Source organism: Escherichia ruysiae (genome assembly GCF_031323975.1).
Lineage (GTDB): Bacteria > Pseudomonadota > Gammaproteobacteria > Enterobacterales > Enterobacteriaceae > Escherichia > Escherichia ruysiae.
In genome coordinates this window covers 1270220-1284405 of sequence record NZ_JAVIWS010000001.1, presented here as the reverse complement: position 1 = coordinate 1284405, position 14186 = coordinate 1270220, and the positions used below count along the sequence as shown (strand labels likewise).

At 52.3% G+C, this 14186-nt stretch carries 11 protein-coding genes; 6 read left to right on the top strand and 5 right to left on the bottom strand.

Annotation, left to right across the window (positions count from 1 at the left end):
* Positions 1–5: 5 nt before the first annotated feature.
* Positions 6–2021, top strand: coding sequence for a tRNA cytosine(34) acetyltransferase TmcA (gene tmcA / locus RGV86_RS06485; protein WP_085461009.1), 2016 nt, complete (start codon positions 6–8; stop codon positions 2019–2021).
* Between the two features lie 73 nt (positions 2022–2094).
* Positions 2095–2793: an esterase gene (gene ypfH / locus RGV86_RS06480; RefSeq protein WP_085461008.1), complete on the top strand. Its 699-nt coding sequence runs from the start codon at positions 2095–2097 to the stop codon at positions 2791–2793.
* 128 nt (positions 2794–2921) lie between these two features.
* Here ypfH and RGV86_RS06475 read toward each other — a convergent pair whose 3' ends face one another.
* The 3 genes from RGV86_RS06475 to RGV86_RS06465 are packed head-to-tail and all read right to left on the bottom strand — an operon-like array spanning position 2922 to position 4637.
* Positions 2922–3122 carry a YpfN family protein gene (locus RGV86_RS06475; RefSeq protein ID WP_000383836.1) on the bottom strand — a complete coding sequence of 67 codons (201 nt, stop codon included), beginning with the start codon at positions 3120–3122 and terminating at the stop codon, positions 2922–2924.
* 27 nt (positions 3123–3149) lie between these two features.
* Positions 3150–4277 (bottom strand): succinyl-diaminopimelate desuccinylase, encoded by a 1128-nt coding sequence (gene dapE / locus RGV86_RS06470; protein WP_001277782.1) that lies wholly within the window; start codon positions 4275–4277, stop codon positions 3150–3152.
* Positions 4278–4280: 3 nt separating this feature from the next.
* Positions 4281–4637, bottom strand: a complete 357-nt coding sequence (locus RGV86_RS06465) for an ArsC family reductase (protein WP_032225932.1) — start codon at positions 4635–4637, stop codon at positions 4281–4283.
* Positions 4638–5015: 378 nt separating this feature from the next.
* Here RGV86_RS06465 and ypfM point away from each other — a divergent pair, with 378 nt between their 5' ends.
* Entirely contained in the window at positions 5016–5075 is a 60-nt protein-coding gene (ypfM, locus tag RGV86_RS06460) for a protein YpfM (RefSeq protein ID WP_001386977.1), read from the top strand.
* A 98-nt stretch (positions 5076–5173) separates the two neighbouring features.
* On the opposite strand, the gene acrD is transcribed toward ypfM, so the two are convergent.
* Positions 5174–8287 carry a multidrug efflux RND transporter permease AcrD gene (acrD, locus tag RGV86_RS06455; RefSeq protein WP_001263108.1) on the bottom strand — a complete coding sequence of 1038 codons (3114 nt, stop codon included), beginning with the start codon at positions 8285–8287 and terminating at the stop codon, positions 5174–5176.
* Positions 8288–8450: 163 nt separating this feature from the next.
* A complete protein-coding gene (gene narQ, locus RGV86_RS06450) occupies positions 8451–10151 on the bottom strand; it encodes a nitrate/nitrite two-component system sensor histidine kinase NarQ (protein ID WP_024212552.1) in 1701 nt (566 codons plus the stop codon).
* A gap of 205 nt (positions 10152–10356) precedes the next feature.
* On the opposite strand from narQ, the gene aegA reads away from it, so the two are divergent.
* From aegA to RGV86_RS06435, 3 genes are all read left to right on the top strand, one after another.
* Positions 10357–12336: a formate-dependent uric acid utilization protein AegA gene (gene aegA, locus RGV86_RS06445; RefSeq protein WP_001078905.1), complete on the top strand. Its 1980-nt coding sequence runs from the start codon at positions 10357–10359 to the stop codon at positions 12334–12336.
* 67 nt (positions 12337–12403) lie between these two features.
* Positions 12404–12979 (top strand): GDP-mannose pyrophosphatase NudK, encoded by a 576-nt coding sequence (nudK, locus tag RGV86_RS06440; protein WP_010344584.1) that lies wholly within the window; start codon positions 12404–12406, stop codon positions 12977–12979.
* A gap of 125 nt (positions 12980–13104) precedes the next feature.
* Positions 13105–14148 (top strand): DUF1176 domain-containing protein, encoded by a 1044-nt coding sequence (locus RGV86_RS06435; RefSeq protein ID WP_085461007.1) that lies wholly within the window; start codon positions 13105–13107, stop codon positions 14146–14148.
* Positions 14149–14186 lie beyond the last annotated feature (38 nt).

The window sequence follows — 14186 nt, the reverse complement described above, 5'->3', positions numbered from 1 at the left end:
CAGGGATGGCTGAACTGACCGCGCTACACACATTAACAGCGCAAATGAAACGTGAAGGGATCCGCCGCTTGCTGGTGTTGAGCGGGGAAGGGGGTTGGTGTTTTGATCATGCGCTTAAGTTGCGTGATGCCTTACCTGGCGACTGGCTGTGGATTTCGCCGCAGCCAGTCGCTGAAAACCACTGTTCTCCCTCGGCGCTACAGACTTTACTTGGGCGCGAGTTCCGGCATGCGGTATTCGACGCCCGCCACGGTTTTGATGCCGCTGCCTTTGCCGCACTTAGCGGAACGTTGAAAGCGGGAAGCTGGCTGGTTTTGTTACTCCCTGTATGGGAAGAGTGGGAAAACCAACCTGATGCCGACTCGCTACGCTGGAGTGATTGCCCTGACCCTATTGCGACGCCGCATTTTGTCCAGCATTTCAAACGCGTACTTACGGCGGATAACGACGCTATCCTCTGGCGGCAAAACCAGCCGTTCTCGTTGGCGCATTTTACTCCCCGTACTGACTGGCAATCCGCTACCGGCGCACCGCAACCAGAACAACAACAGATACTACAACAGCTTCTGACTATGCCACCGGGCGTGGCAGCGGTAACTGCTGCGCGCGGACGCGGTAAGTCGGCGCTGGCAGGGCAACTCATTTCCCGTATCGCTGGCAGTGCGATAGTCACTGCGCCTGCGAGAGCCGCAACGAATGTGCTGGCACAATTTGCCGGAGAGAAGTTTCGTTTTGTTGCGCCGGATGCATTGCTGTCCAGTGATGAAAAAGCTGATTGGCTGGTTGTCGATGAAGCTGCTGCAATACCCGCCCCACTATTACATCAACTGGTATCACGCTTTCCGCGTACTTTGTTAACCACTACGGTGCAGGGCTATGAAGGCACCGGGCGTGGCTTTTTGCTGAAATTTTGCGCCCGCTTCCCGCATTTGCAGCGTTTTGAATTGCAACAGCCGATCCGCTGGGCGCAGGGATGCCCGCTGGAAAAAATGGTTAGCGAGGCACTGGTTTTTGACGATGAAACCTTCACGCGCGTACCACAAGGCAAGATCACCATTTCTGCATTTGAACAGACTTCATGGCGAAGCAAGCCAGAAACGCCGTTAAAGGTTTACCAGTTATTGTCTGGTGCGCACTATCGGACTTCACCGCTGGATTTACGCCGGATGATGGACGCGCCTGGACAACATTTTTTACAAGCTGCTTGCGAAAACGAGATTGCCGGGGCGCTGTGGCTGGTGGATGAGGGGGGATTATCTGAAGAGCTCAGTCAGGCGGTATGGGCGGGTTTTCGTCGCCCGCGTGGCAACCTGGTGGCTCAGTCGCTGGCGGCACACGGTAGCAATCCACTGGCAGCAACGTTACGCGGACGGCGTGTCAGCCGCATTGCCGTCCATCCGGCGCGTCAGCGGGAAGGTACAGGGCAGCAACTTATTGCTGACGCTGTGCAATATATGCATGGCCTCGACTATCTTTCGGTGAGTTTTGGCTACACCGAGGAATTATGGCGTTTCTGGCAACGCTGCGGTTTTGTGCTGGTACGGATGGGTAATCATCGCGAAGCCAGTAGCGGCTGTTATACGGCGATGGCACTATTACCCATTAGCGAAGCGGGTAAACAATTGGCAGAATGTGAGCATTATCGTTTACGCCGCGACGCACAAATTCTCTCGCAATGGAATGGTGAAAGCATCTCGGTTGATCCGTTAAACGACATCATGCTTTCTGATAATGACTGGCTTGAACTGACCGGTTTTGCTTTCGCCCATCGTCCCCTTTTAACGTCGTTAGGTTGTTTAACACGCCTGCTGCAAACCAGTGAACGGGCATTACCGGCGCTGCGAGGACGGTTGCAGAAAAACGTCAGCGACGCGCAGTTATGTACCACACTTAAACTTTTAGGCCGTAAGGCATTGCTGGTTTGCCAACGCGAAGAAGCCGCGCAGGCGCTATTCGCACTTGATGATGTCCGCACTGAACGCCTGCGCAATCGCATAACACAATGGCAATTTTTTCACTGACTCCTTCAATTTTCTCCCACGGTCATTGTGAGTCAGCGGCGTAAAATTAATGACATCAGTTAAGGAGTTCGCCATGAAACATGACCATTTTGTTGTTCAAAGCCCGGATAAACCTGCCCAACAGTTGTTACTGCTTTTCCACGGTGTCGGGGATAACCCGGTGGCAATGGGGGAAATCGGTAGCTGGTTTGCACCGTTGTTTCCAGATGCGCTGGTGGTAAGTGTCGGTGGTGCTGAGCCGAGCGGTAATCCGGCAGGGCGTCAATGGTTTTCGGTGCAGGGCGTAACGGAAGAGAATCGCCAGGCGCGGGTGGATGCCATCATGCCGACGTTTATTGAGACAGTACGCTACTGGCAGAAACAGAGCGGAGTAGGGGCTAACGCCACGGCGCTGATCGGGTTCTCACAAGGGGCCATTATGGCGCTGGAGAGTATTAAAGCCGAACCGGGACTTGCCTCACGCGTCATCGCCTTTAACGGACGCTATGCCAGCCTGCCGAAAACGGCTTCTACTGCTACAACAATTCACCTGATCCACGGTGGTGAAGATCCGGTTATCGATCTGGCTCACGCGGTTGCGGCGCAGGAAGCGTTAATTAACGCCGGTGGAGATGTGACGCTGGATATCGTGGAGGATTTAGGTCATGCGATCGATAATCGCAGTATGCAATTTGCCCTGGATCACTTGCGTTATACCATTCCGAAACATTACTTCGACGAGGCGTTAAGCGGCGGTAAGCCTGGCGATGATGATGTGATTGAAATGATGTAAAAGACAGGTGCCGGACGCGTAGGCCGGATAAGGCGTTCACGCCGCATCCGGCTATGATGCCTGATGCGACGCTGACGCGTCTTATCAGGCCTACGGTTGAGCGCCAGACATTATCCGGCCCCTCCAGCTTACTTCTTCGGTTGATCCTTCTTCGGCCAGTCGTCATCATCGTCCCATTTATCGTTGAAATCACGATGCGGGGGAAGCTCCGGCTTGTTGGCGAGAAATTTCTTATGGTCGACGCGCTTGAGATCTTTGATAACATTCAGCAGGACGCCCACCAAAAAGACAATTACCAGAATCCACCAATATTTAGCCAGCCAGTCCATGCTTTTTTCCTCTTGCAGAACCACTCATCAGGCGACGAGCTGTTCCATGATACGTTGATACATACGGGCAAGTAGCTGCAGGTCGGCAGCGTTCACACATTCATTAATTTTATGAATGGTGGCATTGACCGGCCCAAGTTCCACCACCTGCGCCCCCATGCGGGCAATAAAGCGCCCATCGGACGTTCCGCCTGTGGTCAGTAGCTGCGGTTTAATTTCATTATAGTGCTCAACCGCGTTGACGACCGCATCTACCAGTTTACCGCGCGCAGTCAAAAATGGCTGCCCGGAAAGCCACCAATCGACCGTATAACGCAGTTGATGTTTTTCAAGCAGGGTAAGCACCTGTGCTTTGATCATTTCATCAGTAAGTTCGGTGCTAAAGCGGAAGTTAAACTGTACAAACAGCTCACCCGGAATGACATTATTACTGCCAGTACCCGCCTGAATATTGGCTATTTGCATACTGGTTGCCGGGAAAAATTCATTGCCCTGATCCCACTCGATAGCCACTAACTCATTGAGGAAAGGGGCTGCACGATGTACAGGGTTATCTGCAAGGTGTGGGTAGGCCACATGTCCCTGCACGCCATGAATAGTAAGGTTACAGGTCAACGATCCGCGACGGCCATTTTTCACTACATCACCGACCACTTCGATACTCGACGGTTCACCAACCAGGCAGTAATCCAGCCGTTCACGGCGTGCCATTAAGGTTTCGACCACTTTGACCGTGCCGTTGTGGGCGCTGGCTTCTTCGTCTGAGGTGATCAGAAACGCCAGTCGACCTTTATGGTTGGGATGTTGAGCGACAAAGCGTTCTGCTGCTACCACCATCGCCGCCAGCGACCCTTTCATATCTGCCGCGCCGCGCCCAAATAACATACCGTCGCGAATGGTCGGTTCAAATGGTGGATTGATCCAACGGTCGGCATCGCCAGGCGGTACAACGTCGGTATGTCCGGCAAAGGCTAACGTTTCTCCCTGTCCACGCCACGCCCAAAAATTCTGCGTATCCGCAAAGTCCATGCGTTCGATGGTAAAACCGATCGCCTGTAAACGTTCGGTAATGATTGCCTGACATCCTGCGTCATCAGGACTTAAGGATGGGCGGCGAATAAGCTGCTGTGTCAGCTCAATAACCGGACACGACATAGACTACACCTCATGGAAAAATTGCTGATAACTGGATTCACTGAAACCCAGCAGCATAGGCTTCTCTGGCGTGCAGAGCAATGGGCGTTTGATAATTGCAGGCATTTCAGTCATTAATGCCGCCGCAGAAGCCGCATCGGTGATTTTATTGCGCGTGGTTTCGTCCAGTTTACGCCAGGTAGTACCACGGGTGTTGAGTAACGCTTCCCAGCCTAATTCGTTGATAAAACCGTTCAATAATTCGCTGTCCAGCCCATCAACGCGATAATCATGAAAACGATAGTCGATGTTATTGGCTTCCAGCCAACGGCGAGCCTTTTTAATGGTGTCACAATTTTTAATGCCGTAAAGTGTAACCATAATGAATCCTTTTTCGATTTATAAGAATAAATACTCATTTAACGGTCAATACATTTCCCCGACAAATGAATACCAGGGAATATAACATTATTAAGGTGTTTCACTTAACAATTATTAAATAATTGTGAGCATTTTGAATGTAATTATTAAGAATATTCCCCTAGGTATCTGTATGTATTTCAAACAGAATTAAGCAAGTATTAGAATCCGTATGAATCTGTTGAAATGTTGCTTTGCATCACATAAAAATCCCTGTCTCAGGGCCATAGTATTTACATAGGTTTTGCCCCGGAGGTAGTAATCACTGCAATCGAATAAATTAGCTTCACCACGGTATATTGTTTCCGTAGAATACCCATAATTATAAGAGAGGTTGTTATGATTGAACGTGAACTGGGGAACTGGAAAGACTTTATCGAAGTTATGCTTCGCAAGTAATTACCAGGACAGAAGGTAAAATGAAAGAACCTGATGAACAGGTTCTTTATCAGAAAGTTGAAAAAGGCGACACGTTGGCATGTCGCCTTTTTTATTGCTTATTCCGGGCGTGGCTTCAGAGGGAAACGACGGCGTACCAGCACAAAGAACAGCGGCACGAAGTAAATCGCCAGAATGGTGGCGGAGATCATTCCCCCCATTACGCCAGTACCCACCGCATGTTGACCACCGGAACCGGCACCGCTGCTGATTGCCATCGGCAGTACGCCGAAGATAAACGCCAGCGAGGTCATCAGTATCGGGCGTAAACGCTGGCGGCAGGCATAAAGAGTCGCTTCAAACAGGTCGTGACCTTTTTGGTTCATCTCGTTAGCGAACTCGACAATGAGGATGGCGTTTTTCGCCGATAAACCAATGACCGTTAATAAACCCACCTGGAAGTAAACGTCGTTTTCCAGCCCACGCATCCAGGTTGCCAGCAGCGCGCCGATAACTCCCAGCGGTACAACCAGCATTACCGAGAACGGTACTGACCAACTTTCATAAAGTGCAGCCAGACACAGGAATACCACCAGCAATGAAATGGCATACAGCGCCGGAGCTTGCGCACCGGAAAGTCGTTCCTGGTACGACATCGCCGTCCACTCCAGTCCAAAGCCGTTCGGCAACTGCTTCACTAACGATTCCATAATATCCATCGCTGTACCCGTACTGACGCCCGGTGCGGCTTCCCCGACAATCTCTACCGCAGAATAGCCGTTATAGCGTTCCAGACGCGGCGAACCTGTCTCCCAGCGAGAGGTCGCGAAGGCAGAGAAGGGCACCATCCCACCGTCTTTGTTACGCACATACCACAGGTTGATATCATCCGGCAGCATCCGATACGGCGCGGCGGCCTGCACATAGACTTTCTTCACGCGACCGCGATCCATAAAGTCATTTACATAGCTTGAACCCCACGCGGTTTGCAGCGTGTCGTTAATATCGTCAATGGCAACGCCCAGCGCCTGAGCTTTACGTTGGTCGATATCAATCTGCAACTGCGGACTGTCATCAAGACCGTTATGGCGCACGCGGGTTAATTCCGGATTTTCCGCTGCCAGCGCCAGCAACTGGTTACGTGCAGCCATCAGCGCATCGTGACCCGCTCCGGCGTGATCCTGCAACTCCATATCAAAACCCGCAGAACTGCCAAGACCGCTAATTGCCGGCGGGCTGCTGGCGATAACGCGGGCTTCTTTAATCTTATTAAATTCTTTCGTTGCACGTTCGATAATGGCAAACGAAGTGCCGGTCTTACTGTCGCGCTCACTCCAGTCTTTCAGGCGGATAAACATACGCGCCACGTTTTGCCCGTTGCCGCCAGGGCCTGAACCGACCGTGGCAAATACCGACGTGATATTGTCTTTCTCATGAGTGAAGTAATACTTCTCGATCTGTTCCACCACTTTCAGCGTCTGTTGCTGGGTCGAACCGCTGGGTAGCTGCACCGACGTGGTGAACATGCCACGGTCTTCCAGTGGCAGGAATGACGTCGGCAGACGCAGGAACAGAAACACCATACCGCCTAACAGCAGGACGTAAATCAAAATCCAGCGCAGGCTGCGGTGGAGAATTTTCGCCACCCCTTTCTCGTAGCGTTCGGCGTTACGGTTGAACATCTGGTTAAACCAGGCAAAAAAGCCTTTCTGCCCGTGATGCTCACCTTTTTTCAGTGGCTTAAGTAGCGTGGCACACAGCGCCGGAGTGAGGATCATCGCCACCAGCACCGACAGCACCATCGCCGCAACAATGGTAATAGAGAACTGGCGATAGATAGCTCCGGTCGTGCCGCCAAAGAAGGCCATTGGCACAAATACCGCCGACAGCACCATCGCAATCCCGACCAGTGCCCCCTGGATCTGCCCCATCGATTTACGTGTAGCTTCGCGAGGAGTGAGTCCTTCCTCACTCATAATACGTTCGACGTTTTCCACTACCACGATGGCGTCATCCACCAGCAGACCGATCGCCAGCACCATCGCAAACATGGTTAAGGTGTTGACGCTGTAACCGAAGGCGTAAAGCACGGAGAAAGTGCCCATCAACACCACCGGCACGGCGATAGTTGGAATCAATGTAGCGCGGAAGTTTTGCAGGAACAGATACATGACGAGGAAAACCAGCGCGATAGCTTCTAACAGGGTTTTCACCACGTCTTCAATGGAGGCTTTAACAAACGAGGTGGTTTCATACGCCACCTTATATTCCAGACCGGGAGGGAAGTATTGCGCCAGTTCGTCGAGCCGGTTCAGTACCAGCTTCGCCGTGGCCATTTCGTTCGCGCCGGAAGCCAGTTTTACTCCCAGACCGGAGGCAGGCTTACCATTAAAGCGGCTAAGATAATCGTATTTCTCCGCCCCCATTTCGACGGTGGCAACATCGCCCAGTTTCACTTCCGAACCATCCTGATTTACCCGCAAGGTGATATCGCGGAACTGTTCAGGCGTTTGCAACAGCGACTGGGCGTTAATGGTAGCGTTCAATGCTTGTTTATCTACAGAAGGTGTACCGCCAAGCTGTCCGACCGCAATCTGCGCGTTCTGTGACTCAATGGCGTCGGTTACATCTTTAGCCGTCATCTGGAAGCTGTTCAGTTTTGCCGGATCAAGCCAGATACGCATCGAGTACTGTGAACCATAGGCGTCGATATCACCAACGCCGTTAACGCGGCTTAACGGATCCTGAATATTACTGGCAACGTAATCGGCAATATCTTGTTTATCCATCGAACCATCGGTAGAGACGAAAGCAATGGTCAGGATGTTAGTATCGCCGGTTTTACGTACTGTCACGCCCTGGTTTTGTACCGCCTGTGGGAGTTTACGCATGGCCGATTGCAGCTGGTTTTGCACCTGTTGCACCGCCTCGTCCGGGTCGGTTCCGGCTTTAAAACTTAAGGTGACAGATGCCTGACCGGTGCCACTGCTTTGTGACGACATATACATCAGGTTATCGAGGCCAGTCATATTCTGCTCGATAACCTGGGTTACGGTGTTTTCCAGCGTCTGAGCCGAAGCGCCTGGATAGTTAGCGGTCACTCGCACGTTCGGCGGCGCGAGATCCGGGTATTGTTCAACGGGCAATGAGAAAATCGCCAGGGTTCCTGTCAGACACAACAGGATTGCCAGTACCCAGGCAAAAATGGGGCGATCAATAAAGAAATTCGCCATTAAAAGAGGACCTCGTGTTTCTGCGTATCGTTGTAGGCTTGACTTGCTTCACTGTAGCGGCAAGGTACGAGCCAATCGTGGAGAAAAAAAGGAGATAATGTAAATTATCATGCCCTTTTATACTGAACCTTAAGTGCCCGTATTCTTTGGTCAACAAGAGGTATTACATCAGTTGACTTTCCTCACCCGCCGCAGAGCGAAAGCTAATACTCACTAACGTGCCGCCGCCGGAAGGTTGCGAAAATGTCAGCGTTCCGCCCAGTCGTTCCGCGCGTTCGCGCATAATATTCAGACCATAATGGCCTTCAGGTTCTTTCGGTTCACCGATGCCAATCCCGTTGTCACGGATATAGACCGTGTGGTTGCCGTCCGGTGCGGTGACGCAGCTAACAGCGATTTCGCTGGCGTTGGCGTGCTTCATCGCATTCAGCACCGCTTCACGAATAATTTGCAACAGATGCACCTGCATTTGCGCATCCAGCGCCAGGGTTGGCAAGCGGCAGTCGAGGGTCAGTTTGGCGCTGGTTTGATTTTGTAATGTATCCAGCATTTCCCGCAGCGCGGAAGGGAGATCCGCCTGCTGCAGCGTGAGGCGGAAAGTGGTCAGCAGCTCGCGTAACTGCCGATACGCATCATTCAATGCCTGGGAAAAATCGGCCATGATACTTTGTGCGGTGGCGTTATCTTCCGGTATCGAACGCTTCAGTAATGTTAACTGGATACGCAAATAAGAAAGCACCTGAGCCAGCGAGTCGTGCAATTCGCGGGCGATGGTCGCGCGTTCCTCCATCAACAGCAATTGCTGAAAATGTTTCTGTGCCTGGTTAAAGTACAAACCGCGCCCCAGCATCGATGAAACGCTATTAAGCAGCGGTTCGGAGGCCGACACGTTGCTGTTTTGCCAGTGCAGCTCGCCGTAAACCGTCTCTTGCATGGTCACCGGTAAAATCTGCATCGGCAGTTGCGGGTTGGGCTTTCCTTCGCTAATCCGCCAGTTTTCACCGACATTTAACTCCAGATATTCAGCCGCTTCATTGTCGCGAACAATCTGCAAAATGTGGCGGAAACAATGCACATCAATCTGGCTGGTGTTCAGCGCCTGCGAACACTGATACAACACCTCCAGACGGCGCTTGGCCTCGTGGAGATCGCGGGTTTTTTCTTCTACTGACGCTTCCAGCGAACGGTACAATTTATGCAGTTCGCTCGACATCTGGTTAAAGGTTTTGGCCAGCAGTCCCAGCTCATTGGGCAGGCTGGTATCCAGCGGCGGTGAGTCGAACTGACCGTGTTCAATACGCTGACTGGCGGTAACCAGTTGATTCAGTGGGGCAACGACCTGATGGCGTATGCGGCGCAGAGTAAAAAAGACCAGCGTGAAAATACCGATGCCGCCAGCCAGCGAAATCGCCACCACCAGCAGCATTTTGCGTTCAGCGTAGTGCTGTAAAGCCAGCACGAACAGGTCTATCTGATTGACATAATTATCGATATTGGCCTGATACCACGGCAAATCCCCCTTGCTGAGCCGATTATTCATCTCCAGCCAGTTGGCATTCAGATGCGCATAGCGGGTTTTTACTGCCTCTGGCACATACCAGACGTTGAGATTGGTTAATACCGGTGAATGCAGCGCCTGCTGGAACAACTGGCGATGCGCATTGAGTTGTGGACTGCCACTTTGCAAGTCGTAGCCCAGGCGGTAACTCTGCATACGCAGCGATCCGGCAATATTGATCGCCTCAGCGTCGCGCAAACTGCTCGCCAGAGTTAGCAGGGCGATACCCGTGGAAAGAATCGACAGCAGCACAATGTAAAAAAAGGCCCTGGCCAGACTGGCCGAGACGGGTCGTTTAACAATCACACGCGTCTTCTCCACATAAAATCATTAATGTTCCAGGTTGTTGAAACGCAATTTAGTCAGTGATGGGATTATTTGATCTGCCACAGTTTATAGCGAAATAGTTACTTGTTCTGGGCACATGGACATTGCCGATTCCCCTGCAAGTCGGGTAATAACAACACTCATATAAAGAATAAGGTTTTTACAACCAAAAAAGAAGGTCGTTATGAATCGTTTTATTATGGCCAACAGTCAGCAATGTCTGGGTTGTCATGCTTGTGAAATTGCCTGTGTCATGGCTCACAATGATGAGCAACATGTCCTGAGCCAACACCATTTTCATCCCCGAATTACGGTTATCAAACATCAGCAGCAACGTAGTGCAGTGACCTGTCACCATTGCGAAGATGCGCCCTGTGCCCGTAGCTGCCCCAATGGCGCAATCAGCCATGTTGATGACAGCATTCAGGTCAATCAGCAAAAGTGTATTGGCTGTAAATCCTGTGTGGTGGCCTGTCCGTTTGGCACCATGCAGATTGTCCTGACACCCGTCACAGCGGGTAAAGTGAAAGCCACGGCACATAAATGCGACCTGTGCGCAGGGCGAGAAAACGGCCCCGCCTGTGTCGAAAACTGCCCGGCGGATGCGCTGCAACTGGTCACCGACGCCGCACTCTCCGGCATAGCGAAATCTCGCCGCTTGCGCACTGCACGTCAGGAACATCAACCGTGGCATACCAGTACAGCGGCACAAGAAATGCCGGTAATGAGTAAAGTCGAGCAAATGCAGGCAACGCCCGCGCGCGGCGAGCCGGATAAACTGGCAATTGAAGCGCGCAAAACCGGCTTTGATGAAATTTATCTGCCATTCCGCACCGACCAGGCACAACGGGAAGCCTCGCGCTGCCTGAAGTGCGGCGAGCATAGCGTCTGTGAATGGACCTGCCCGCTGCATAACCATATTCCGCAGTGGATTGAACTGGTGAAAGCCGGAAATATCGACGCCGCCGTCGAGCTTTCTCACCAGACCAACACCCTGCCAGAAATTACCGGACGCGTCTGTCCGCAAGATCGCTTGTGTGAAGGCGCCTGCACCATTCGCGATGAGCACGGCGCGGTGACTATCGGCAACATTGAACGCTACATTTCAGATCAGGCGTTGGCGAAAGGTTGGCGTCCTGACTTAAGCCATGTCACGAAAGTGGACAAGCGAGTGGCGATTATCGGTGCGGGGCCTGCGGGGCTGGCCTGTGCGGACGTCCTGACCCGCAGCGGCGTGGAGGTGACGGTATACGATCGCCATCCAGAAATCGGTGGCTTGCTCACCTTTGGCATTCCTTCTTTCAAATTGGATAAATCGCTGATGGCGCGCCGTCGGGAAATCTTCAGCGCAATGGGGATTCACTTCAAACTCAATTGTGAAGTGGGTAAAGATGTCTCTTTGGATTCGCTGCTCGAACAATACGACGCAGTCTTCGTTGGCGTCGGCACTTACCGTTCCATGAAAGCGGGCTTACCCAATGAAGATGCGCCGGGCGTTTATGACGCTCTGCCGTTCCTTATTGCCAACACCAAACAGGTGATGGGGCTTGAAGAGCTACCGGAAGAGCCGTTTATCAATACAGCCGGGCTAAATGTCGTTGTACTGGGCGGCGGCGACACTGCGATGGACTGTGTGCGCACCGCGCTGCGCCACGGCGCAAGTAACGTCACCTGCGCCTATCGTCGTGATGAAGCTAACATGCCCGGTTCGAAAAAAGAGGTGAAGAACGCCCGCGAAGAGGGGGCTAACTTCGAATTTAACGTCCAGCCAGTGGCGCTTGAATTGAATGAGCAAGGTCACGTCTGCGGGATTCGTTTCCTGCGCACGCGACTTGGCGAGCCGGATGCACAAGGGCGTCGGCGTCCGGTGCCGGTGGAAGGCAGTGAATTTGTCATGCCAGCCGACGCGGTGATTATGGCGTTTGGTTTTAATCCGCATGATATGCCGTGGCTTCAGTCACATGGTGTAACGGTGGATAAATGGGGGCGCATCGTGGCTGATGTTGAAAGTCAGTACCGTTACCAGACGACGAACCCGAAAATCTTCGCTGGTGGCGATGCCGTGCGCGGTGCGGATCTCGTGGTGACTGCAATGGCGGAAGGGCGCCATGCGGCGCAGGGAATTATTGACTGGCTGGGGATAAAATCAGTCAAATCTCACTAATTCCATCCGCAGACAAACCCGACTTCACAGCGTAAGATACTTGTTCATTTCGCGCTGTGGAGTCGGTATGACGCAACAAATCACCCTCATCAAAGACCAAATTCTCTCCGATAACTATTTCACCCTGCACAACATTACCTACGATCTCACCCGCAAAGATGGCGAAGTTATCCGCCATAAACGTGAAGTTTACGATCGCGGCAATGGCGCGACGATCCTCCTGTACAACGCGAAGAAAAAGACCGTAGTTCTGATTCGTCAGTTCCGCGTCGCAACCTGGGTTAATGGCAATGAAAGCGGGCAGTTGATTGAAACCTGTGCCGGGCTGCTGGACAACGACGAACCCGAAGTGTGCATTCGCAAAGAAGCGATTGAAGAGACGGGTTATGAGGTTGGCGAAGTACGCAAATTATTTGAACTGTATATGTCGCCTGGCGGTGTGACCGAGCTAATCCACTTTTTTATCGCCGAATACAGTGACAGTCAGCGTGCTAACGCGGGGGGCGGCGTCGAAGATGAAGATATTGAGGTGCTTGAGCTGCCGTTCAGCCAGGCGCTTGAGATGATTAATACCGGCGAGATACGTGACGGTAAGACGGTGTTATTGCTTAACTATTTACAAACGTCACATTTAATGGACTGAAAAATAACAATAATATTTCGTTGTTTATTATTGGCTCAATCCGATAAATCCGATTGAGCCGCGCTACCTGCGCAACGAAGATACGACTTGTGCTGTTTGTTTGAACTTCTGGGGTCGTACCGTCCATGCGCTATCGCATTTTCCTTCTCTTTTTTTTCGCTTTGTTGCCGACGTCTTTCGCGTGGGCAGCACCAGCGCAGCGGACGTTTTCCGACTGGCAGGTCACCTGTAACAACCAAAATTTCTGCGTAGCGCGCAACACTGGCAATCATAATGGACTGGTGATGACTCTCAGTCGCAGTGCCGGGGCGCATACCGATGCCGTTTTACGTATTGAGCGCGGCGGGTTGAAGTCGCCGGATGCGTCGGAAGAGGCGATAGCGCCACGACTGCTGTTAGATGGCGAGCCGCTGGCGTTAAGCGGGGACAAGTGGCGGATTTCGCCGTGGTTATTAGTGACCGATGATACGGCGACCATCACCGCGTTTTTGCAAATGATTCAGGAAGGGAAGGCAATTACCTTACGCGACGGCGATCAGACCATTTCTCTTAATGGATTAAAAGCGGCGTTGTTGTTTATTGATGCCCAGCAAAAGCGCGTTGGCAGTGAAACTGCGTGGATCAAGAAAGGAGACGAGCCGCCACTCAGCGTACCGCCTGCGCCTGCGCTGAAAGAGGTCGCTGTGGTAAACCCAACGCCGACGCCACTCTCACTCGAAGAACGCAACGATTTGCTGGATTATGGAAACTGGCGGATGAATGGTCTGCGCTGCTCGCTTGATCCATTGCGTCGTGAGGTGAATGTCACTGCGCTGACTGATGATAAAGCGCTGATGATGATTAGCTGTGAGGCGGGCGCCTATAACACCATTGATCTGGCGTGGATTGTATCGCGTAAAAAGCCACTGGCCTCGCGCCCGGTACGGTTACGTTTGCCGTTCCACAACGGTCAGGAGACGAATGAACTGGAACTGATGAACGCAACATTCGATGAAAAAACGCGTGAACTGGTGACCTTAGCGAAAGGTCGCGGATTAAGCGATTGTGGCATTCAGGCGCGCTGGCGTTTTGACGGCCAGCGTTTTCGCCTGGTGCGTTACGCTGCCGAACCCACCTGCGATAACTGGCATGGGCCAGACGCCTGGCCCACGTTGTGGATCACCCGTTAAACAAAATGGCGGGGACATGTAGACCGGATAAGACGCTG

Bases quoted from the DNA above. Each gene is read 5' to 3' on its own strand.
- tmcA (WP_085461009.1), top strand. From the start codon at position 6: ATGGCTGAACTGACCGCGCTACACACATTAACAGCGCAAATGAAACGT.
- ypfH (WP_085461008.1), top strand. From the start codon at position 2,095: ATGAAACATGACCATTTTGTTGTTCAAAGCCCGGATAAACCTGCCCAA.
- dapE (WP_001277782.1), bottom strand. From the start codon at position 4,277: ATGTCGTGTCCGGTTATTGAGCTGACACAGCAGCTTATTCGCCGCCCA.
- RGV86_RS06475 (WP_000383836.1), bottom strand. From the start codon at position 3,122: ATGGACTGGCTGGCTAAATATTGGTGGATTCTGGTAATTGTCTTTTTG.
- nudK (WP_010344584.1), top strand. From the start codon at position 12,404: ATGACGCAACAAATCACCCTCATCAAAGACCAAATTCTCTCCGATAAC.
- aegA (WP_001078905.1), top strand. From the start codon at position 10,357: ATGAATCGTTTTATTATGGCCAACAGTCAGCAATGTCTGGGTTGTCAT.
- acrD (WP_001263108.1), bottom strand. From the start codon at position 8,287: ATGGCGAATTTCTTTATTGATCGCCCCATTTTTGCCTGGGTACTGGCA.
- RGV86_RS06435 (WP_085461007.1), top strand. From the start codon at position 13,105: ATGCGCTATCGCATTTTCCTTCTCTTTTTTTTCGCTTTGTTGCCGACG.
- RGV86_RS06465 (WP_032225932.1), bottom strand. From the start codon at position 4,637: ATGGTTACACTTTACGGCATTAAAAATTGTGACACCATTAAAAAGGCT.